The organism is Campylobacter sp. LR264d (assembly GCF_008633895.1).
GTDB lineage: Bacteria > Campylobacterota > Campylobacteria > Campylobacterales > Campylobacteraceae > Campylobacter_D.
In genome coordinates this window covers 1-19,703 of the sequence record NZ_VJNT01000002.1, presented here as the reverse complement: position 1 = coordinate 19,703, position 19,703 = coordinate 1, and the positions used below count along the sequence as shown (strand labels likewise).

General features: G+C 30.5%; 22 protein-coding genes and 1 pseudogene. 1 reads left to right on the top strand and 22 read right to left on the bottom strand.

Features of this window, described 5'->3' with window-relative positions:
* The 7 genes from ccoO to FMM56_RS00735 form a co-directional block, all read right to left on the bottom strand.
* Positions 1 to 666, bottom strand: coding sequence for a cytochrome-c oxidase, cbb3-type subunit II (gene ccoO, locus FMM56_RS00765; RefSeq protein ID WP_150141804.1), 666 nt, complete (start codon positions 664 to 666; stop codon positions 1 to 3).
* A gap of 11 nt (positions 667 to 677) precedes the next feature.
* Positions 678 to 2,144: a cytochrome-c oxidase, cbb3-type subunit I gene (ccoN, locus tag FMM56_RS00760; protein ID WP_150141803.1), complete on the bottom strand. Its 1,467-nt coding sequence runs from the start codon at positions 2,142 to 2,144 to the stop codon at positions 678 to 680.
* Between the two features lie 457 nt (positions 2,145 to 2,601).
* Positions 2,602 to 3,273 (bottom strand): response regulator transcription factor, encoded by a 672-nt coding sequence (locus FMM56_RS00755; RefSeq protein ID WP_150141802.1) that lies wholly within the window; start codon positions 3,271 to 3,273, stop codon positions 2,602 to 2,604.
* Complete coding sequence (locus FMM56_RS00750) at positions 3,260 to 4,471, bottom strand: PAS domain-containing sensor histidine kinase (protein ID WP_150207454.1); 1,212 nt, start codon at positions 4,469 to 4,471, stop codon at positions 3,260 to 3,262. The genes FMM56_RS00755 and FMM56_RS00750 overlap by 14 nt, the downstream gene beginning before the upstream one ends.
* A complete protein-coding gene (locus FMM56_RS00745; protein WP_411675284.1) occupies positions 4,468 to 5,121 on the bottom strand; it encodes a sulfite exporter TauE/SafE family protein in 654 nt (217 codons plus the stop codon). Before FMM56_RS00745 ends, FMM56_RS00750 begins: the two co-directional genes overlap by 4 nt.
* 2 nt (positions 5,122 to 5,123) lie before the next feature.
* A complete protein-coding gene (gene carA / locus FMM56_RS00740; protein ID WP_150141799.1) occupies positions 5,124 to 6,236 on the bottom strand; it encodes a glutamine-hydrolyzing carbamoyl-phosphate synthase small subunit in 1,113 nt (370 codons plus the stop codon).
* Complete coding sequence (locus tag FMM56_RS00735; protein ID WP_150141798.1) at positions 6,236 to 6,787, bottom strand: DUF507 family protein; 552 nt, start codon at positions 6,785 to 6,787, stop codon at positions 6,236 to 6,238. The genes carA and FMM56_RS00735 overlap by 1 nt, the downstream gene beginning before the upstream one ends.
* Positions 6,788 to 6,933: 146 nt before the next feature.
* Here FMM56_RS00735 and FMM56_RS00730 point away from each other — a divergent pair, with 146 nt between their 5' ends.
* A complete protein-coding gene (locus FMM56_RS00730; RefSeq protein ID WP_150141797.1) occupies positions 6,934 to 7,695 on the top strand; it encodes a pseudouridine synthase in 762 nt (253 codons plus the stop codon).
* On the opposite strand, the gene FMM56_RS00725 is transcribed toward FMM56_RS00730, so the two are convergent.
* From FMM56_RS00725 to FMM56_RS00660, 15 genes and pseudogenes are all read right to left on the bottom strand, one after another.
* A complete protein-coding gene (locus FMM56_RS00725) occupies positions 7,692 to 8,228 on the bottom strand; it encodes a dTDP-4-dehydrorhamnose 3,5-epimerase family protein (RefSeq protein ID WP_150141796.1) in 537 nt (178 codons plus the stop codon). The genes FMM56_RS00730 and FMM56_RS00725 overlap by 4 nt on opposite strands.
* 40 nt (positions 8,229 to 8,268) lie before the next feature.
* On the bottom strand, positions 8,269 to 9,444 hold the full coding sequence (locus FMM56_RS00720; RefSeq protein WP_150141795.1) for a DegT/DnrJ/EryC1/StrS family aminotransferase: 1,176 nt from the start codon (positions 9,442 to 9,444) through the stop codon (positions 8,269 to 8,271).
* 44 nt (positions 9,445 to 9,488) lie between these two features.
* On the bottom strand, positions 9,489 to 10,394 hold the full coding sequence (locus tag FMM56_RS00715; RefSeq protein WP_150207452.1) for an FkbM family methyltransferase: 906 nt from the start codon (positions 10,392 to 10,394) through the stop codon (positions 9,489 to 9,491).
* Positions 10,348 to 10,557, bottom strand: coding sequence for a hypothetical protein (locus tag FMM56_RS00710; RefSeq protein WP_150207450.1), 210 nt, complete (start codon positions 10,555 to 10,557; stop codon positions 10,348 to 10,350). Before FMM56_RS00710 ends, FMM56_RS00715 begins: the two co-directional genes overlap by 47 nt.
* Complete coding sequence (locus FMM56_RS00705; protein ID WP_150141793.1) at positions 10,551 to 11,444, bottom strand: transketolase family protein; 894 nt, start codon at positions 11,442 to 11,444, stop codon at positions 10,551 to 10,553. The genes FMM56_RS00710 and FMM56_RS00705 overlap by 7 nt, the downstream gene beginning before the upstream one ends.
* Positions 11,441 to 12,229, bottom strand: a complete 789-nt coding sequence (locus FMM56_RS00700) for a transketolase (protein WP_150141792.1) — start codon at positions 12,227 to 12,229, stop codon at positions 11,441 to 11,443. The genes FMM56_RS00705 and FMM56_RS00700 overlap by 4 nt, the downstream gene beginning before the upstream one ends.
* Positions 12,219 to 13,271 carry an NAD-dependent epimerase/dehydratase family protein gene (locus FMM56_RS00695; RefSeq protein WP_150206115.1) on the bottom strand — a complete coding sequence of 351 codons (1,053 nt, stop codon included), beginning with the start codon at positions 13,269 to 13,271 and terminating at the stop codon, positions 12,219 to 12,221. The genes FMM56_RS00700 and FMM56_RS00695 overlap by 11 nt, the downstream gene beginning before the upstream one ends.
* A gap of 9 nt (positions 13,272 to 13,280) precedes the next feature.
* A complete protein-coding gene (locus FMM56_RS00690) occupies positions 13,281 to 14,345 on the bottom strand; it encodes an NAD-dependent epimerase/dehydratase family protein (RefSeq protein WP_150207448.1) in 1,065 nt (354 codons plus the stop codon).
* Entirely contained in the window at positions 14,338 to 14,868 is a 531-nt protein-coding gene (locus FMM56_RS00685; protein ID WP_150141789.1) for a dTDP-4-dehydrorhamnose 3,5-epimerase family protein, read from the bottom strand. The genes FMM56_RS00690 and FMM56_RS00685 overlap by 8 nt, the downstream gene beginning before the upstream one ends.
* Before the next feature lie 44 nt (positions 14,869 to 14,912).
* Positions 14,913 to 15,842 (bottom strand): NAD-dependent epimerase/dehydratase family protein, encoded by a 930-nt coding sequence (locus FMM56_RS00680; RefSeq protein WP_150141788.1) that lies wholly within the window; start codon positions 15,840 to 15,842, stop codon positions 14,913 to 14,915.
* Positions 15,839 to 16,462 carry a hypothetical protein gene (locus FMM56_RS00675; RefSeq protein WP_223810294.1) on the bottom strand — a complete coding sequence of 208 codons (624 nt, stop codon included), beginning with the start codon at positions 16,460 to 16,462 and terminating at the stop codon, positions 15,839 to 15,841. The genes FMM56_RS00680 and FMM56_RS00675 overlap by 4 nt, the downstream gene beginning before the upstream one ends.
* Positions 16,459 to 16,767 (bottom strand): hypothetical protein, encoded by a 309-nt coding sequence (locus FMM56_RS08850; RefSeq protein ID WP_223811454.1) that lies wholly within the window; start codon positions 16,765 to 16,767, stop codon positions 16,459 to 16,461. Before FMM56_RS08850 ends, FMM56_RS00675 begins: the two co-directional genes overlap by 4 nt.
* A gap of 10 nt (positions 16,768 to 16,777) precedes the next feature.
* Complete coding sequence (gene gmd, locus FMM56_RS00670) at positions 16,778 to 17,914, bottom strand: GDP-mannose 4,6-dehydratase (protein ID WP_150141787.1); 1,137 nt, start codon at positions 17,912 to 17,914, stop codon at positions 16,778 to 16,780.
* Positions 17,911 to 19,290 (bottom strand): mannose-1-phosphate guanylyltransferase/mannose-6-phosphate isomerase, encoded by a 1,380-nt coding sequence (locus FMM56_RS00665; protein WP_150152075.1) that lies wholly within the window; start codon positions 19,288 to 19,290, stop codon positions 17,911 to 17,913. Before FMM56_RS00665 ends, gmd begins: the two co-directional genes overlap by 4 nt.
* A gap of 5 nt (positions 19,291 to 19,295) precedes the next feature.
* Positions 19,296 to 19,703, bottom strand: a pseudogene (locus FMM56_RS00660) (hypothetical protein); the annotation flags it as partial.

The following is a 19,703-nucleotide window of genomic DNA, read 5'->3' as shown; positions in this document are numbered from 1 at the left end:
TTACTTTAAGCTATTTAAATATGCAATCAAAGCAACGATTTCTTTAATCTCGCCTCTTGCAAAGGCATCTTTAATTTCTTGATTTTTCATTTGCTCAACGATTGCGGCTGCTTCTTCTTGAACTAAAGCTTTTGCTTCTTCATAAGTTCCAAGAGGAGTTTGTCCTTCTACATCGTAAGGTACATTAAATACCTTTTTAACTGTTAAAGCTTCAGCATAGGCTGTTTCTATATCTGCATTTGTTGAAAACATATGCTTATATGCTGGCATAATCGAACCAGGTACCACTGAAACTGGGTCATACATGTGATTTTCATGCCAATCAGCAGTTCTATAATTACCCACACGGGCTAAATCAGGCCCTGTTCTTTTTGAACCCCATAAAAATGGTCTATCATATGCAAATTCACCACTTACAGAATACATACCATATCTATCAGTTTCACTTTTAAATGGTCTTATAAGTTGTGAATGGCAAGCATTACAGCTATCTTTAATATAAACATTGCGTCCTGCAAGTTGCAAAACGGAGTAAGGTTTTTTACTTTCAACAGGTCTTGCATTTTCTGCAAAATGTGGTAAAACCTCAACAACACCAGCATAAGCTATAACTACAAACACTGCCACAGCAAAAAAGAATGGATTTTTTTCTAACCAACTAAACATTTCATCTCCTTTTATGCTGCCATAGGTGAAGCACTTTTTGGTTCTACGTCAAGTACTTTTCCACTAGCTATTGATTTATAAAGATTATAAGTAAAGATAAAGAAACCAACTAAATACAACAAGCCACCGATTGCCCTAATCCAATAGTAAGGGATGATAGCAAGAACAGTATCAATAAAGGTATATAAAAGACCACCATACTCATCAGTAGCTCTCCACATCATACCTTGAGTAATACCTGCTATCCACATTGATGCAAAGTATAAAACTATACCTGTGGTTTGTACCCAAAATTGAGTTTCCATTAAAGATTTACTATAAAGTTCTCTTTTGAAAATTCTAGGAGTCATATGATAAAGTGCTGCCATTGTCATAAAGCCAACCCAGCCAAGTGTTCCATCGTGCACATGTCCTGGAATCCAATCTGTAAAGTGTGCTAAAGCATTTACTGATTTAATTGATAATATCGGTCCTTCAAGTGTAGAGAACATATAAAAAGTAGAGGCTAAAATCATAAATTTAATCAAAGGACTTTCTCTTAATTGTTCCCATTCACCTTTCATTGTAAGTAAGATATTGATAGCTGAACCCCAAGAAGGCAAGATTAACACAACAGAAAAAACTGAACCCATAGTTTGCATCCAATCAGGAACGGTTGAATAGATTAAGTGGTGACCACCAGCCCATAAATAAACAAACATCAAGCCCCAAAACGCAAAAAGTGATAATTTATAAGAAAAAATCGGCTGACCACTTTCTTTTGGTAGAAAATAATAAATTTGTGCGATAATCCCAACTGTGAATACGAACGCAACTGCGTTATGTCCATACCACCATTGAACTAAAGCATCATTTGTACCAGCATACATAGAAACAGAATGCCACCAATTACCCATTCCACTAACAAAATAAGTAGGAACAGACATATTATTAAATAAATATAGCATAGCAATACCCAAGAAAGTAGCTATATAATACCAAAGAGAAATATAAAGAGTTTTTTCACGGCGAATTCCAATAAGCCCAAAAATGCTAACTCCCCACAAAACCCATACTACAACTACAAGAATATCCAAAGGCCACTCTAACTCAGCATATTCTTTTGAAGTAGAAACACCGGCAAAAAGTGTGATTACAGCAATTACCATAAGTATCATGTAAAGCCAAAAATGTAATTTTCCAATAAACATTAAAAAGCCAGATTCTGCCATACTTACTTTTAAAACGCGTTGTCCTATGTAATACCAAGTAGCCCAAATACCTGAAAGCATAAAGCCAAAGATTACACCAGAAGTATGTAGTGGTCTAAGTCTTGAAAAAGTCGCATACTCACCTGCTATATAATTTAAATCAGGGTATGCCATCTGAAAGGCTATAAGCGTCCCTATAGCCATGCCCACAATCCCAAACAATATGGTCGCAAACATAAAATATTTAGCAACCGTATAGTCGTAATTTAATACATTACCTGGATGCATTAAGTCTCCTTAAAAATTTAGATTAACATATTATTATAAGATAAATAAACAAAATTTTTTTTTAAAAAGATTCTTTTCATTAATTTTTTATTGTTTTTTTATCTAAAAAAAGATTTGATATTATTCTTATCCTAATTTTAATGGTCTTAAAATACCTAAATTTAGGCTATTAGATTACATTTTTTCTTTGTGAAATTTTTATTACAAAATAAAAATTTTATTGTGTATTTTTGAAATTTACTTAAAGTGAATAATGGCTTTTTCTTTTAAAATTGAAGCTTGAGTTATATTTGTAAATTATATTAAAAAAAATTTTTATCAAAAATATTTATTTAATTTATATTTAATTTTAAGCTAAAAATTTGTGAAAGTTAAAAAAGGCTAATTTTAGCATCGCTTTAAACAATGACTAGCCTTTAAGCACCTTTAAAAAAGTGTTTGAAGTCCCCTAGAAATATTACACATTGATTTTATATCCAAGTCCTGGAACATTTTTTATAAAATCACTACCTACCTTATCGCGTATCCTTTTTACAAAGGTTCGAACCGCAGTTTCTGTTACCTTTTCATCAATCCAGACATTTTTTTTAATATCATCGTGAAGTACTAAAACGCCGGGTTGCTTTATCATTAAACTTATAAAAGCAAGTTCTTTTTTAGTTAAGTCTATGTCTTTACCATCTCTTACGAGGGTTCTTTTTGTTTTGTTGAATTGATAATGTTCATTTATGTCTAATATGTTGCTAGCGTGAATTTTATTGCTTACAACAGATTCTAGCACCCTAAACAATTCTTCAATATCAACAGGCTTGATTAAATACTTATCAATACCTATATCAATAGACTTTAAAAGCCGTTCTTTTTCAGAAAACGCACTTAATACAATAATAGGCGTATCCTTTGCGATTTCCTTGATGCTCCTTGCCATATCAAGTCCATCCATTATAGGCATAGCAATATCGGTTAAAACTAGATTAGGATTAAATTTCTTAAATTTCTTTAAGCCCTCGTTACCATTTTGAGCCCCGATAACCTTATTAAAATACAAGGTTAGCATAGAAACTAAGCCTTCTCTAATTTTAGCCTCATCTTCTACGACCATAATAACTAAATCTTTAAAATCTTGCATAGCTGTCCTTAATAAATTTTAAAAATATCTCAATACAAACTCCATTTGCCACATTTCTTGCTTTGATACTACCCCCTAAGTTCTCCACAATCTGCTTACAAATGCAAAGTCCAACTCCAACGCCCTGACTCGGATGTTTGCTAGAAAAATATGGAAAAAAGATTTTATCCAAATTTTCTTCTTCAATGCCACCAGCATTATCCTTAATACTTATTTTAATATAATTTAGTCCAAATTTAGTAAAATTAACCGAAATTTCTTTATTTTTTTGCAAATTAAAAGCCTCAATTGAATTGAGAAGTATATTTGCAAAAACGCGCAGTAAGTCATTTTTATAGGCTAAAACCTTAAAATCTTGTTTAAATTTACATATTACTTTAATGTTATTTTTTTCAAGCATTTCAAATAAAATTTGTAACACTTCGTTTAATGTTTGTTTTAAAGAGGTGTAATTGTCTTCTAAATGTTGATTAAAAAAATTCCTAGAATTATCTATAAGTTCTGACATAGACTTAATAACATCCTTTGATTTTAGATAAATTTCACTAAAACCTCGTTCATCCTTCACCCTTTGTTTCATTTCAAACATAGCAATGCCTAGTCCATTTAAGGGCTGTCTCCATTGGTGTGCTATATCACTTACTAGCTTTTCAAGGCTTGTTTGAAGCACTCTTTTAAAAACTTCTTTGTGATTGGCGTCATTTTTTTGCAAGGCCTTTGTAAAAGAATCATTAAAATTTGCTAGTAATTTATCATTTTCTTTTTTATGTTTTTTGCTTATATTATCAAGCTGCATACTCATTTGCCTAAGTCTTATGTGGTGGATTATTAATTCTTCGCTTAATTTATAAGAATTACTTACATCATAGGATATTAAAATTCTTTCTTGCAAAATATTTTTATCATCTACAATAGGGATAATCTTAGTATCTAAGTAAAAAACCTCGCCCTTTTTATCTATGTGCTTAAAAATAACATGGTGAGTGTTTTGTCCCTTTAATAATCTATCAAAAAAAGTTTTATCAATATCAGGGTGTTTTAAAATATGATATTTTTGCCCTAAAAGTTCTTTTTGCGTATAGCCACTAATTTTACAAAAATCATCGCTCACAAAGCTAAATTCATCTTTTTCATTAAGTCTAACAAATATAAAATTATTTTTTAAGCTATCAAAAATTTGAGTTTGTACCCTTTTCATTTAAATCCTCTAAGTCCTAAATAGGCAAGTATTATGCCATAAAGTATGATTAATATATAGCTAAGTATGCTAAAAAGTTGTTTAAAATTTTGATTTAAGGCATTTGATATAAGGCTAAAAAATAAAAGGGCTGGCAGGGTTGAAAGTCCAAAAATAAGCATTATTAACGCCCCGTTTATTGAGTTTTTACTCATGGCACTAGCTAGGTAAAAATATACTAAACCGCAAGGGATTAAGCCATTTAAAAAGCCTAAGATTACGCCTCCTTTTATGCCTTTAAAATTCATAGCCCTTTTTATAGGAACTTTTAAGAACTTCTCATAGATAAAGGCATTTTCAATTAAGGCTAGAATTTTACCCCTAATTATCAAAGCAAGTCCTAAAAAAACCATAAAAAGACCAAGTAAGAAAAAAGAAAGATTTTGAATTTTAGCATTTATTGCCAAAATTGAGCCAAAACTACCAAATAAAAAACCCAGACAAACATAGGCTAAAATTCTAAAACTATGATAAACAAGGCTTAAGATAAAGGGATTTTGCTCATTTTGATTAAGTCTTACAAAGGCTATATTAAAGCCTCCACACATAGAATAGCAATGTCCAAAACTAGACAAAACAGCCACGCTAATAATGGCTAAAATTTCACTTATATTCACACTAATTTCATAAATTCTTTAAAAATATATCTACTTTCATGTGGGCCTGAGCTACTTTCTGGGTGGTGTTGGACCGATATGATTGGATAATCTTTATAACGAACGCCCTCAACATTATCACCAAATAAATTTCTATGCGTTATAAAGGCTACTTCGCTTAAATTTTCTGGTACATTATAATTATGATTTTGTGCAGTAATTTCTACCCTTTTATTTTCTAAATTTATAACAGGATGATTTGCCCCATGTTGTCCAAATTTCATTTTATAAGTTTCATAACCAAAGGCATTGCTTAAAAGTTGGTGCCCTAGACAAATTCCTAACATTGGAATTTTTGCCTTTGCTAGTTTTTTAATCTGTTCTATCTCATTTTGTAAAATTTTTGGCTCTCCTGGCCCATTTGATAAAAACACCCCACAAAGTTCGCCCTTATTAAATAAATCTATAAAGACCTCAGCCTTTGTATTAAAGGGATAAATTTCTAACTCAAAACCAGCTTCTACAAGCTCATTTAAGATATTTTTCTTAACCCCATAATCAATCACCGCTATTTTTTTACCACTTTTTTTAGCCAAGTTATATGCCTTGCCGTTCCAAATACCTTGATTATGCGTATAAGTTTGCTTAGTGCTAACTTCTTCTACTAAATTTGTCTCTTCTATCCTTTTGCTTGAATTAAGCTTTTCTTTAAGTTCATCTTTATCAAAAATTTCAGTAGATATAATAGCCCTTAAATTCCCAAAATCTCTAATTAATTTTACTAAGTACCTAGTATCAACATTGCAAATTCCAATTTTTCCTTGCTTAGCTAAATAATCACTTAAACTTTGCTGTGCCCTAAAATTTGAATAAAAAGAACTTAACTGCCTTAATATAATCCCACTTGCAAAAATCTCAGCACTTTCATTATCATCTTTATTTGTCCCAACTACGCCAAGTTCAGGCATAGAAAAAACTATAAATTGCCCTGCGTATGAAGGATCTGATATTATTTCTTGATAGCCTGTCATAGAGGTATTAAAAACAAGTTCAGCTACAAAGGTACCACCCTTACCAAAGGCACTAGCTTCTAAGTAAAGTCCATTTTCTAAATAAAGTACTGCTTTCATTAAAACATGCCTTTTTTGCGAAGTTCTTCTTCGTATAATTTTTCAAATAAAAGCTCGTATTCTTCACTGCCAGGAATAGGTTTATTTTTATAAGTATCTATTTTTTCATAAACTAAATCTTCTATATCTTCATAAATTTTTAAATAGCCTTCTATGCTTGAAAATATCAAATTCTTAACGCGATTTTCACTAACTACGAAATTTACAAAATCCTCATCTACTAAGGCATTTAAAATTTTATGGGCTAAGTGATTGTGCCTATCTTCTGTATTTAAAAAAACACCAAATTCATTAGCTAGTTGCTTTTTAACTAGCCAAAACATATTTTTCCTATCAACTTGTGCAAAATCTACATTATCTTCTTGTTCTTCTAATAAATCCTTTGCCCTTTCATCAAGTCTTCTTTCATTGGCTATATCTTCTTCTAAAACCTTTTTAATACATTGTTTTAGCTTATCTTCCTGGTCTTTTATCTCAATAAAAGATGCATTTTCAATATCAAGGATAATTTTATTCGTAATATAAGGAATATGAGGTAATTTTATACGCATTTTCAAACCTTTATTAATGATTTTGTAATAATAACCTATTTTAAGTAAAAAAATATTAAAAGAAAAAATTTTTTTCTTACTTTTATTTTTAACCTTGTTTTAAAATGCTTGAAGTTAGAATTAAACAATTTTTTTCAAGGATTTTTATGCGTATTAATAAATTTATCTCACATAATACTAAATACTCAAGAAAGGAAGCTGATAACCTTATAAAACAAGGCCTAGTTAAGATAAATTCTAAAATCGCACAGCTTGGAGATAGTATAAAAGATGATGATAAACTTTATATAAAGGGAACAAAAATTGCTAAACGCACTAAATTTAGCGTCATCATGTATCATAAACAAAGGGGTGAATTAGTTAGTAAAAAAGATGATAGGGGGCGAAAAATCATTTATGATAGCTTGCCAAAGGGCTTTTCATCGTGGGTAAGTGTTGGAAGGCTTGATTTTACCAGCGAGGGTTTACTTTTGTTAAGTGATAGCGTAAGTGTGGCAAATGCACTTATAAATAGTGATTTAGAAAGGGAATATTATTTAAAAATAAAAGGGCAAATTAGTGAAAAAGTAATTTTAGCCATGCAAGAAGGCATTAAACTTCACAATGAAAAAAAAGGCGCTCACGCAAAAACAAAGATTACTTCAATGAAAATAGCCCCATTCTTAGACTATGAAATTTTTGGTTATAGTGGTGGTTTTACAAAGCTTAGGGTTATTATAAATGAGGGTAAAAATAGAGAACTTAGACGCTTTTTTGGGCATTTTGACCTAGAAGTTATGGATTTAAAAAGGGTAGCCTTTGGAGTGTTAGAACTTGGCATGTTAAAGCCTGGAAAGTACCGCTTTTTAGAAAATAATGAGTATGAAAAATTAAGGGATTTTTTAAGGGTTAATAACATTAAATACTAACCCTTATTTAACTTGTCCCTATCGCTTAATATAGGGCTTATATCGCCCCAGTCAATATTTACTTTTTTATCATTATAAGCTAGGGTTTGTTGATTTGGTGCGTCACAATACTCGCCATTATAGGCTAGTTTATAATAATACACCCCACCATTTTTAGAACTTATATAATGTGCGTTTCCTACATTTGGTGGCAGTAAAATTAAAAGCTGATTGCAAGGGTTTACAACAAATTTTTCATATTTTAAATAACTAGGACTATCTTTTCTTAAATCAACTACAACTTGAATTAACTCCCCATGTATGCAAGTAACAAGCTTATAAGTCTTATCATCATAATGAATCCCCCTTAAAACATTATAAGAAGAAGTTATAAATTTATCATGCTTAAAATGAATATCACTTGGCAATAAACTATCTAAATCATCATTATAAGCAGTCCAAATTTCACCCCTTAAATCCTTAAATTTACTAGGGCTTATGATATAAACGCCACTTATTATCTTACTTTCTTTAATATCAAAACAAATAGCCATTATGCAGCCTTTTTGCACAATGGCGTAAGTGTTTTTAAATTTAGTCTAACCCCCCCCCATTTAACACTTTTGCTAATTTATTTAAATGCTTGCTAATATCTACTTGGTGATTTCCTACAAAAAAGCCATTTGTATGCAAAATTTTAGCGTTTTTTAAGTCCTTATAAATTTCATAATCAAAAAATTTCATTACTTCATTTTGAGTAAAATCACCTGCAACTATAGGTCTATATTCTATCCTTGCTTCTTCAAGCCTTTTTAAAACCTCTTTTCTATTTAGTTTTGAATCCTTTTTTATAATAAAAGAAAAGCCAAACCATGAGCTTTTTCCTATTTCTTCTTGTATTAAAAAATTTTTATTATCCTTAAAAAGTTCGCAAAATAATTTAGCGTTTTTTCTTCTTTCTTCTATAAATTTTGGTAATTTTATAAGCTGTTTAATACCTATAGCCCCACTCATTTCAACAGGCCTTACATTATAACCTGGCAGTATAAAGCGAAATGATTCACTAAAACAATCGTCACTTTTTTTGCTTATTAAATTATCCTTTGGTAAATTCCTAGTCCAGCCATGTGCTCTAAGGCATAATAAAATTTGATAAAGTTCTTCATCATTAGTTACCACAAGCCCACCTTCCATAGTAGCCATATGATGAGAAAAAAAGCTAGAAAAGGTACCCATTATGCCAAAGGTGCCTGTTTGTTTTCCCTCAAAACTTGCCCCCATGCTTTCGCAGTTATCTTCTAGCAAAATTATATCCTTGTTCTTTATAATGGCATTAATCTCGTTAAAATCATTAGGATTGCCTAACAAATTTACGCACATTATCATCTTAGTTTTATCGCTAATTGCACCCTTTAAGGCTGATAAGTCATAATTTAGAGTATTTAAATTTATATCAACAAATTTTAATTTAAGCCCATATTGATACAAAGGATAATAAGTAGTACTCCAAGATACAGCAGGAACTATCACCTCATCGCCTCTTTTTAATTTAGGCTTTTTAGTGTAAAACAAAGAGGCCACGGCTATTAAATTTGCAGTTGAACCTGAACTTGTCATAACAGTGTATTTTGAACCAACAAAGTTAGCAAAATCCTTTTCAAATTGGGCTACCTTTTTACCCATTGTAAAAGTATTATTTTTAATCACCTCAGCTATAGCGTCTAATTCTTCCTTATCCCAGGTAGAACTTGCTAAAATATAATCTTTCATAGTTATCCTTTAAATAAAAGCATTTTACAATATCTTTTTAAATACTAATCTAAAATTTCACAATACAAAGCAGTTTCGGCTGATATATTTGTATCAATTGGCTTATAAATTTTAAAGCTATAACCTAAATTCCACGATTCTATTAAGGGCTTTATCTCAAAAAAATCCCTAACCCCATGATATATACTAATTAACATTGCAGGTTTATATTTACAAATACTGTGTTTTGCACCTTGTAAAAAATCCATCTCAGCCCCTTCTATATCTACCTTTATAAAGCCTATATTTACATTTACTTCTTTTACAAATTCATCTAAACTTGTAATTTGTGCTAATTCTTGCGTTTTTAAATTTTTATCTATACAAGAACCTATCCCACCACTTTTTACATAAAAACTATCTCTTTGCTTACCAAGTCCAAGATTAAAGGGCTTAATCTTATCTTCAAGCTTGTTTAATCTTATGCTTTCTTTTAAAAGTGAGAAATTTTTCTTATCTAGTTCAAAGCTATAAATTTTTTTATTAGTAAATTTTGACAAAATCAAAGCACTATCACCAATATAAGCTCCAATATCCATAATATCCTTATCTTTAAGCTTATCCAAATGCCTTAAAACATGCATACTATGTTTATGATAAAACACAGAAATTTCAAAGGCTGACACAGGCAAATAAAAGCCATCATAAAAATATAAATTCTCATTAATCTTAAAAATTTTATTTTGAAAATTTTCCCTTATATCCTTTAAACAAGCCTTTTCTTTACTGGTTAAAAAGGGAAAAATATGCTTATTATTTTTATAAGTAAATTTAAGCCTATTGATTATGCTAAACACTACCTCACAACTTTTTTTATCCAAATTTTTAATTAATTTTGGCAAATGCGTATTTAAATACTTTTCATCAAAAAAGCCCTCGCTTAAAGAAAAGGCCAAAGACCCCCCCCCCATCTAAAACTAAATTTTTTGAAAAATCAATGCTCTTTTTAAAAAACAAAATTCCACAAAATCTATACTCATAAACTACAATCTTAGCCCCACCATGTGAAATTTTTACCTTTCTAAGCTTAGAAAATAAAAAAGAATGAAAATTTGAACCCTTTCTTTTTAACATCTTTCATCCTTTATAATTTTGTTAATTGTTACTTCTAAGCTATCTTTATCAAGGTGAAATTTTTTCCTTAAAAAATCTTGCTTTCCTATCTCGTGTATAAAGTGATTTTTAATGCCTATTTTATGCACATATCTTTTTAATTTATATTCTAAAAAGGAACCCAAACCACCAAAATTAAAATGTTCTTCAACTACTATTATAGTTTTAAACTTATGCATAAAATTTAAATTTTCTATGTTATTTGAATTTATAAAAGGCAAACTTGCAAGGGTAATATTTAAGCTTTTAGCTATATCAAAAAGCTCGTTTATAATCACAGAATGGCTTATTATTAAACAATCACTATCTCCACTTAAATGAATTTGCAAAGAAGTAATATCTCTTATATCTTGCTTATGTAAAATAGGGTCATTTGCCTTTGTAAGCCTAATATAACTTGGCTTATCGCTTTTATAAGCATACTCAAAACTTTTTCTTGCTTCTATGCTATCGCTTGGAGAAAAAATTTGTAAATTTGACAAGGTTAAGGCTAAGCCTATGTCTTCTACTGCATAATGAGTAATGCCACTTGGTGCATAAGTTAGTCCACTTCCTATGGCTATTAAAATAACGGGTAATTCTTGGTAGCAAATATCGTTTCTTACTTGTTCGTATGGTCTCATTAAAACAAAGGGGGCGATATTGTAATAAATTGCCTTTCTACCACTTAATGCTAAGCCTGCACAAAATCCTATAGAACAAGCCTCGTTAATGCCGGGGTTAAAATACTGCCTTTGATTTTGCTTAAATTCATCCCATAAACCAAGCCCTGCATCCCCTGCTACTAAAAATAATCTTTCATCATTTTTTGCTGTATTAATAATAATTTTTGCCACCTCGTTTCTCATTTTAACTCCTCTAAGGCAAGTTGTAATTCTTCATCACTTAACGCGTAATAATGCCAATGCAATTTATCTTGCATAAAGCTAACGCCCTTACCTTTAATAGTCTTGCAAATCAAACATAAGGGCTTAGAACCTTTATAATCATTAATCAAGCTAGAAATTTTTTCTATATCATGCCCATCACACTCAAAAACCTCCCAGCCAAATGCTAGTAATTTAGCGCTTAGCGAATTTAAGGGCAAAATATCATTTGTCCTAGCATAGGCTTGTAAGTTGTTATAATCAATTAAAAGCCTTAAGTTATTAAGCCTTAAAACAGGGGCTAACATAATGGCCTCCCAAACGCTACCTTCTTGGCTTTCCCCATCACCCATTAAACAAAAGACCTTTCTAAATTTAGCCCCCTTTTCAAAATTTAATTTTAAACTCAAAGCAATTCCAAGGGCTATTGGCAAACCATGGCCTAGGCTTCCTGCTGAACTTTCTATAAATTCATTGCTAAATTTATCTAAATGAGCTGGCAAAGTGCCATTATTTTGATAAAAACTATCTAAACTTTCCTTGCTTAAAAAGCCTTTATGATAAAGCGTAACATACAAAGACAAAGCTGCATGGGCCTTTGAGAGTATAAAAATATCCCTATTTGCAAAGTCTTCTTTATTTATATACATTACCTTAAAATAAAGGGCTATTAAGATATCTATGCAAGAAAGATTTGAGCCTATATGAGAACTTTTAGCCTTATTTGAAATTTTTAAAATGTCTTTTCTTAACTCCTTACTTAACATTTTTCACCCCTTTTAATTCTTTATCAAAAAAACTTTGAAAATACTCAATACTTCTTTTAATGCCATAATCAATCGATTTAAAATTAGCCTTTTCAAATTCGTTTGTATATTTGCTAATGTCTAAAACCACGTTTTTATAAGCACCCTCAACGCCCTTATCTTCTTTTGGGCTTATAAGCTTTGCATTTGTATATTTTGCTATGATTTTGGCGATATCTTTTATCCTAGCCCCATATCCACCATAAAATGCCCCACTTATATTATAAATTCTTTCTTTGCCATTTAACAAAACATTTAAAAGCATTTCTATAACATCGCTTATATAACAAATTTGCCTACTTGCAAGACCACTATCCATCATCTCAATTTTGCCTAAAATCAAGGCTTTTTTGATAAATTCAGCTATAAATCTTTTATCATCAAATTTAACTCCAGGACCATAGGCTATGGCAATTCTTGCAATTTTAATGTCGATTTTATCAGCAAAGCTTTGGGCTATTAATTCTCCCATTCTTTTAGCTTCTCCATAAATAGAAGAAATTTTACTTATATCAATATTGCCTTTATAAATCTCTCTTATACCAAAATGCAAAGAATCGTCCACTTCGCCATAAATAGAAGATGAACTTAAAAATAAAACCTTAGCTTTATTACTTTCTGCCCTTTGTAATAACTCATAAAAAGAATTTACATTTAAATTTATGCTTTGATATAAATTTTGAAGTACCTTTTTAGGTTGGGCGTAAGTTGCTGCGTGTATCAAATAATCAAAATCTACATTTAAGCCTTGTTTACTTAAATCAGAATTTAAATAAGTGATATTTTCATCCCTTGGCAAAGTTAAATTTGGCTTTGAAAAAGAATGGGCTATTAATTTTAAATTTAGCCTTTCTTTTTTGTCTATAAAATATAAAAAAGAAAGTAAATTACTACCTATTAGCCCATTACTGCCCGTTATTAAGATAGTTTTATTTTTTAGTTTTTTAAGATTTAAAACGCAAATTTCTTCATAGTCTTTTTGTAAAAATTCATATAATTTCATTTAATCCTCCTAAGCACTTTTAAGGAAGATTAAATTGTTAAGAACTAAATCCCCCCCCCCATAAGTGTTTTTATACCACTCATACATCATTTTAATACCCCTTTCTAAGTCAATTTTACTTTTCCATCCAAGTGAATTTATCTTTGAAGTATCCATGAGACGAGGCGTTGTGTTATCTGGCTTATTAGCATTAAATACTAAGTCCCCATTAAAGCCAACTATCTTTTTAACCATTAAGGCAACTTCTTTTATGGAATAATCCACCCCACTTCCTATATTAAGCAAGGCATTATCCTTTAAGTCCTTAAAATCCACATTTTGCATTACATAAAAGGACGCACTTGCAAAGTCTTGGCTGTGTAAAAATTCCCTTCTAGTCTGTCCTGTTCCCCAAATTTCTACGCTTTCTTTGCTTATGCCAAAATCACTAAGGTATTTTTTAGCATCCTTTAAGCTCATATTTAAATCTTTTAAAACTAAATCTTCTTTATCTTCTTCTAACAATCTTGCAAGGTGAAATTTTCTAAGCAAGGCAGGTAAAACCCTAGCATTTGCAAGGTCAAAATTTGCACTTATGCCATAAAGATTATTTAAGGCTAGACATAAAAAATTTGTGTTATATTGTAAGTTAAAGGCCTCACAAAGCATGGCTGTATGAATTTTTGAAAGCCCATAATAACTCACGCTTTTTTCTAACTTTGAATCAAGCAAGCTTTCTTCTTTTATAGGGTTTATAGCATTTTTTGGATACATATAGCCTGAACCATAACAAATAAGCTTTTTAATCTTATTTTCATAAGCACTGTATAAAATATTATTTACTATCATGGTATTTACATATAAAAAATCAGCCTTTTGTAAGGTATTTGCAACCCCACATGGTAAAACTGCACATAAAAATACAAAATCAGGTTTTTCACTTTTAAAAAACTCACTTACTGCTTTTTGATTTGTTAAATCTAATTCTTTGTGATTTTTATATACTAAATTCGTATAGCCATTTTTTAATAAATACCCCTTTATAGCACTTCCACCACTTCCCATGTGCCCTGCAATGTAAATTTTACTATCCATGGTTAAGGTCTCTACTACTTAATATAGGGTCTATATCGCCCCAGTTTATATTAATGCTTTTATCATTGTAAGCAAGACTAAATTGCTCATGTACGTCAAGGTACTCGCCTGTATAAGCATATTTATAATGATACAAAGCTTCGTTAGATTTTACAAAATACGCATTACCCATATTTGGTGGCATTAAAATAAAAAGTTGATTGTCTTTATTTATGATAAATTTTTCCCATTTTAGATAGGTAGGACTTTCCTTTCTTAAATCAACTACAACTTGAATAATCTCCCCATAAACGCAACTTACTAATTTATAGGACTTAGAGTCTCCATGAATTCCTCTTAAAACATTTTTGCAAGATAGGGAAAATTTATCGTGTTTAAAAAAAAGATTCTTTGGTAAAAGCTTTTCTATGTCATCTTTGTAAAATGAAGTATAAATACTACCTCTGTTATCCCAAGCTATATTTGGTTTTATTATAAAAACCCCTGCTAACTTAGATTCTTGTATATCAAAACTAAATCCCATTTACGCCACCTTGCTAGGGATTTGTTTTGTGGTTTTGTTAAGACCTAATCCCCCCCCGTTAAGGTACTTTTATAATACTCATAAGTTTGCATAATTCCTCTTTCTAAATTGGTATAAGTGTCAAAGCCAAGGGCTTTTAACTTAGAAATATCAAGCAATTTTTGCTTCATTCCAACAGGCTTAGTTAAATCAAAACTAAATTCTCCTTTATAACCAAGCACCCTAGCTACTATTTTATAGTACTGCAAAATACTATAATCCTTTCCCGTGCCTACATTTAAATTATTTGGCAGGTTATTAAAATTTTCAAGCGAAAAAAAGCAAATTTTAGCTAAGTCACTTGCATACATAAATTCCCTTTTTGCACTACCATCCCCCCAAATTTCAACTATATTTAAATCATTGCTTTTAGCAAAATGAATTTTTGCAATGATAGCTGGGATTAAATGGGCGTTTTTGTCAAATTTATCAAATTTACCATATAGATTACAAGGTATCAAGGTCTTATAAGTTTTATTTTTATCTTCTTTGTTTATATACTCACAAAGCCTAGTATTTAAAATCTTAGCCAAGGCATAGCCTTCATTTGTAGGTTCTAAACTAGCACTCAAAATTAAATTTTCTTTTAAAAGCCCGTTAAAATCCTTTGGGTACATGCACGAACTTGCTAAATTTAAAAAATTTTTTATATTATTTTCAAAGCAAGAAGTTATTAAATTTAAACCCATATAAGCATTATGTACTAAAAACTTAACAGGATTTGCTACATTTGCTGCAATGCCCCCAACTAGCCCTGCTGCATGGATTACATAATCAATTTTATTTGCCTTTAAAAAGCTATCAATTGCCCCTTTATCTAATAAATTTAACTCATACTTACTAGGGGCTAAAATTTTATAATTTTTAGCAAATTCACATTTTAATATGTTTTGCCCTACCATGCCTCTACCGCCTGTTAAAAATATAGTCTTCACCTATCAAGCCTTTCAAAATAAAGTGGTAATTCTGGATTATATGGCACACTTGGATAATCTAAATTCTTTATATTTCCACCCTTTTTATAATAAACTTGCTTATACTTACTTGCTATATCCTTTCTTAAAAAGCTTACTTCAATGGTAGTACTAAAAAATAAGCCCCTAGAATAAAAAATTTTTCCATGGTTATTTAAATGCGTATGAAAGGGCGTAAATTCGCTATTTAATTTATTTAAAATCTTTATCCTTTTTTCAAAGCCACTTGATTCTTCTGGATTACACCCATGAAATTCAAAGATAATTTGAGAAAAATACCTTTTTAGCTCCCTTATATCTAAATTTTCTAGCATATCCCATTCGCTATTTTCTATATCACATTGCAAGATATTTTCATCACCTTTAAGCTCATTATCCTTTAAAACTTTCTCAAAGGTGATATTTAAATCATCGTTTTTATTTGATATAAATTTCTTATGAAAGCTTATATTTTCATGCTTATAAGGTGAGTTTTGTATACTTGCATCATACTCTATAACCTTAATGCCTAAATTTGCCATTTCCAAATCCCAAGGAGAATGCTCACTTACCCCAAGAGAAAGGGCTTTTATCTTACTCAAATCCCCCCCCCCATTGAGTGCATTACATAGCCTCCATCGTTCTTGCCACCTATGCGAGTTAAATTTTTTCTAGGTAGCTTTAATGGTCTTAAAAGCCTTAGATAGCTTTTTACATTTTCAAAACACCCCTCATTATGATTAATTCTAATATAATTTTTATACCTATTTTGAAGCAATAATAATAAAAGTTCTTTGTCTTTTTTATCAATGCTTAAATTTAAAATGATTTGTGACATTAAAAGCTGGTAGTTTAATTCGTTATTTAGTTTTAATTTTTCATTTAAATTTTGCAAAAACGTTTGCATTTTTAGCTCCTTATTCAAAATATCTTAAAATGGTATAACCACCATTTTTAAGATAAACATCTTTTTTCATCATTTTTAAATCACTTTTCATCATATCATTTACCAAATCTTGCAAGTTAAACTCTCTACTCCACCCTAATTTTTTTTCTGCTTTACTAGGGTCGCCAAGCAATATATCCACCTCAGTTGGTCTAAAATACCTTTTATCAACCTCAACTACTACTTGCCCCTTTTGTAAATGGCTAAAATCAAGCCCAAGCTCACTAGCCCTATTTAGGTCTAAATCATCAATTATTCCCTTTTCATCTAAGCCACTGCCCTTAAAATCAAGCTTTATTCCACAATATTCAAAAGCAAGTCTTACAAAATCACGCACCATAGTAGTTTGACCCGTGGCTATTACCCAGTCTTCTGCCTTTTCATATTGTAAAATTAACCACATCATTTTTATATAATCTTTTGCATGTCCCCAATCCCTTTTTGCGTCCAAATTTCCTAAATATAACTTATCTTGCAAATTTAAGGCTATTTTAGATGCTGCACGAGTGATTTTTCTGGTTACAAAAGTTTCACCTCTAACAGGGCTTTCATGGTTAAATAAAATTCCATTACAAGCAAAGATATTATAAGCTTCTCTATAATTTATAGTAATCCAATAAGCATACATTTTTGCCACTGCATAAGGGCTCCTTGGATAAAAAGGGGTGTTTTCATTTTGTGGAATTTCTTGTACCTTGCCATATAATTCACTAGTTGAAGCTTGATAAATTCTAGTTTTTTCAATAAGTCCTAAAAATCTAACTGCATCCAAAATTCTTAAAGTTCCAACTCCATCGGCATTTGCTGTATATTCTGGCGTTTCAAAACTAACCCCTACATGAGACATTGCTGCTAGGTTATAAATTTCATCAGGTTGAATTTGGGCTATTAACTTTGTTAAATTCATAGAATCTGTCATATCCCCAAAGTGTAAGTGAAATTTGCTATCCTTACTATGATGGCCTTCAAATAAATGGTCTATTCTATCAGTATTAAAAAGCGAAGACCTTCTTTTTATGCCATGTACTTCGTATCCCTTTTTTAATAAAAACTCGGACAAATAAGCCCCATCTTGACCTGTAACCCCTGTAATTAAAGCCTTTTTCATAATTTACCTCTGTTAAAATCATCTTCTATTCTTACTATGTCATCTTCTTTTGTGTATTCTCCAACTTGAACCTCTATTAAGACAACTGGAATTTTGCCCTCATTGCTAAGTCTGTGAGTATGCCCCATTTTTACATAAATTGACTCATTTGGCCTAACAAGTCTTATTTCATCTTCTACTTGCACACTAGCCGTACCACTTAAAACTATCCAGTGTTCGTTTCTATGAAAATGCTTTTGTAAAGAAAGCCTTTTTCCAGGTCTAACCACTATCCTTTTTATCTTATAGCCCTTTTCATCTTCTAAAGTAGTATAAGTACCCCAAGGTCTGTGCATGGTTATAGGGGTCGTTCCTATATCATCATTTTTGATATTTTCATAAATTTCTTTTACCCTTTGAGCTGACTCTTTTTTACCAATAAGCAAGGCATCATCGGTGTCAATAATCATTAAATCATTAATGTCAATGGTGGCTATAAATTTTTTATTTGCCAAGACAAAATTATTATAAGAATCTAAAAATATACCCTTTGCGTTGTTAAAATTGCCATTTTTATCGCTTTTAAATTCCTTAGACAAAGACTCAAAACTACCAACATCACTCCATCTTATATCGCTTTTAACGACCTTGATTGAGCTTGATTTTTCCATTAAGGCATAATCAATGCTTAAATTTGGAAGTTCTTGCATATCTTTTTCATAAATTTTTACTAAATTTTCTTGCTTTAAGGCGTTATTAAAGGCATTTAAAGAACTTTCATAAATATCGGGTGCAAATTTTTGCATTTGTTCTAAGAAAAAACCAACCTTAAAGGCAAACATGCCCGAATTAAATAAATATTCTTTTGACTCTACAAATTCTTGTGCCCTTTGAAAATCAGGCTTTTCAAAAAAGCCACAAACCTCGTTTTCATTTTTAAATTTAATGTATCCATAACCCGTTGATACAAAATCACAAGTTATCCCAAAAGTAACTAAAAAATTTTGTTCTGCTAACTCCTTAGCCTTTAAAACTGCCTTTTGATAGGCTTCTTCATCTTTTATTAAATGGTCACTTGGAGTAACTAAGACAATATCATCCTTATTTAAGGATAAACAAGCTAGACTAATGGCAGGGGCTGTATTTTTACCAAAGGGTTCTAAGATATAAGAAGTGTTGGAATTTTCATTAAGTTCATTGATTTGGTCAAGTGCTAAAAAATATTGAGAAATATTTGAAACTATCAAGGTTTTATCGCAAAGCTTTAAATTTCTTTTGAAGCAAAGTTGAAACAAGGAAAAATTGTCAAAAATTTGCAAAAATTGCTTAGGCATAAAGGTTCTACTTAAGGGCCAAAGCCTAGTACCACTACCTCCGCAAAGTATGATATTTACCATTTTTTTCATTTTTTATACCTTGCCTTTAACTCTGTTCTATCTTTAAAATAAAACTTAATCAAATCTCCACGCCATTTATTTTTATAAGCTTTTATAAAAGCAAGTCCTAATTGATAAGAAAAATATTCCTTTATCTTTAAGGCTTCTTTATAATCAAAATAACTTTCAAGAGGTCTATAATTTGTCTCTTTTAATGAATTTTTTAACCTTATAAACTTAAAACAATTTTTATCGCCAAATATATTTACTAAATAGAGATTGTAACATACAGCACTTAGTCTAGTCCCAAGTCCATCAAGTTTATTACAAATTATATAATTCATTTTTACAACCATAATACAAAATTCTAAAACTTCTAATTTCCACATTTTCCATTTAAACCAAGACAAAAAAAGTTTGAAAATTGCTGTTTT

Coding starts and splice junctions, on each gene's coding strand:
- FMM56_RS00710 (WP_150207450.1), bottom strand. CDS start 10,557: ATGTTAAAAAGAAAGGGTTCAAATTTTCATTCTTTTTTATTTTCTAAG.
- carA (WP_150141799.1), bottom strand. CDS start 6,236: ATGAAAGCAGTACTTTATTTAGAAAATGGACTTTACTTAGAAGCTAGT.
- FMM56_RS00665 (WP_150152075.1), bottom strand. CDS start 19,290: ATGGTAAATATCATACTTTGCGGAGGTAGTGGTACTAGGCTTTGGCCC.
- ccoO (WP_150141804.1), bottom strand. CDS start 666: ATGTTTAGTTGGTTAGAAAAAAATCCATTCTTTTTTGCTGTGGCAGTG.
- FMM56_RS00725 (WP_150141796.1), bottom strand. CDS start 8,228: ATGGCTATTTGTTTTGATATTAAAGAAAGTAAGATAATAAGTGGCGTT.
- FMM56_RS00730 (WP_150141797.1), top strand. CDS start 6,934: ATGCGTATTAATAAATTTATCTCACATAATACTAAATACTCAAGAAAG.
- gmd (WP_150141787.1), bottom strand. CDS start 17,914: ATGAAAAAGGCTTTAATTACAGGGGTTACAGGTCAAGATGGGGCTTAT.
- FMM56_RS00735 (WP_150141798.1), bottom strand. CDS start 6,787: ATGCGTATAAAATTACCTCATATTCCTTATATTACGAATAAAATTATC.
- FMM56_RS00750 (WP_150207454.1), bottom strand. CDS start 4,471: ATGAAAAGGGTACAAACTCAAATTTTTGATAGCTTAAAAAATAATTTT.
- FMM56_RS00720 (WP_150141795.1), bottom strand. CDS start 9,444: ATGAAAGATTATATTTTAGCAAGTTCTACCTGGGATAAGGAAGAATTA.
- ccoN (WP_150141803.1), bottom strand. CDS start 2,144: ATGCATCCAGGTAATGTATTAAATTACGACTATACGGTTGCTAAATAT.
- FMM56_RS08850 (WP_223811454.1), bottom strand. CDS start 16,767: ATGCAAACGTTTTTGCAAAATTTAAATGAAAAATTAAAACTAAATAAC.
- FMM56_RS00685 (WP_150141789.1), bottom strand. CDS start 14,868: ATGGGATTTAGTTTTGATATACAAGAATCTAAGTTAGCAGGGGTTTTT.
- FMM56_RS00690 (WP_150207448.1), bottom strand. CDS start 14,345: ATGGATAGTAAAATTTACATTGCAGGGCACATGGGAAGTGGTGGAAGT.
- FMM56_RS00695 (WP_150206115.1), bottom strand. CDS start 13,271: ATGAAATTATATGAATTTTTACAAAAAGACTATGAAGAAATTTGCGTT.
- FMM56_RS00715 (WP_150207452.1), bottom strand. CDS start 10,394: ATGGGGGGGGGGTCTTTGGCCTTTTCTTTAAGCGAGGGCTTTTTTGAT.
- FMM56_RS00705 (WP_150141793.1), bottom strand. CDS start 11,444: ATGAGAAACGAGGTGGCAAAAATTATTATTAATACAGCAAAAAATGAT.
- FMM56_RS00700 (WP_150141792.1), bottom strand. CDS start 12,229: ATGTTAAGTAAGGAGTTAAGAAAAGACATTTTAAAAATTTCAAATAAG.
- FMM56_RS00755 (WP_150141802.1), bottom strand. CDS start 3,273: ATGCAAGATTTTAAAGATTTAGTTATTATGGTCGTAGAAGATGAGGCT.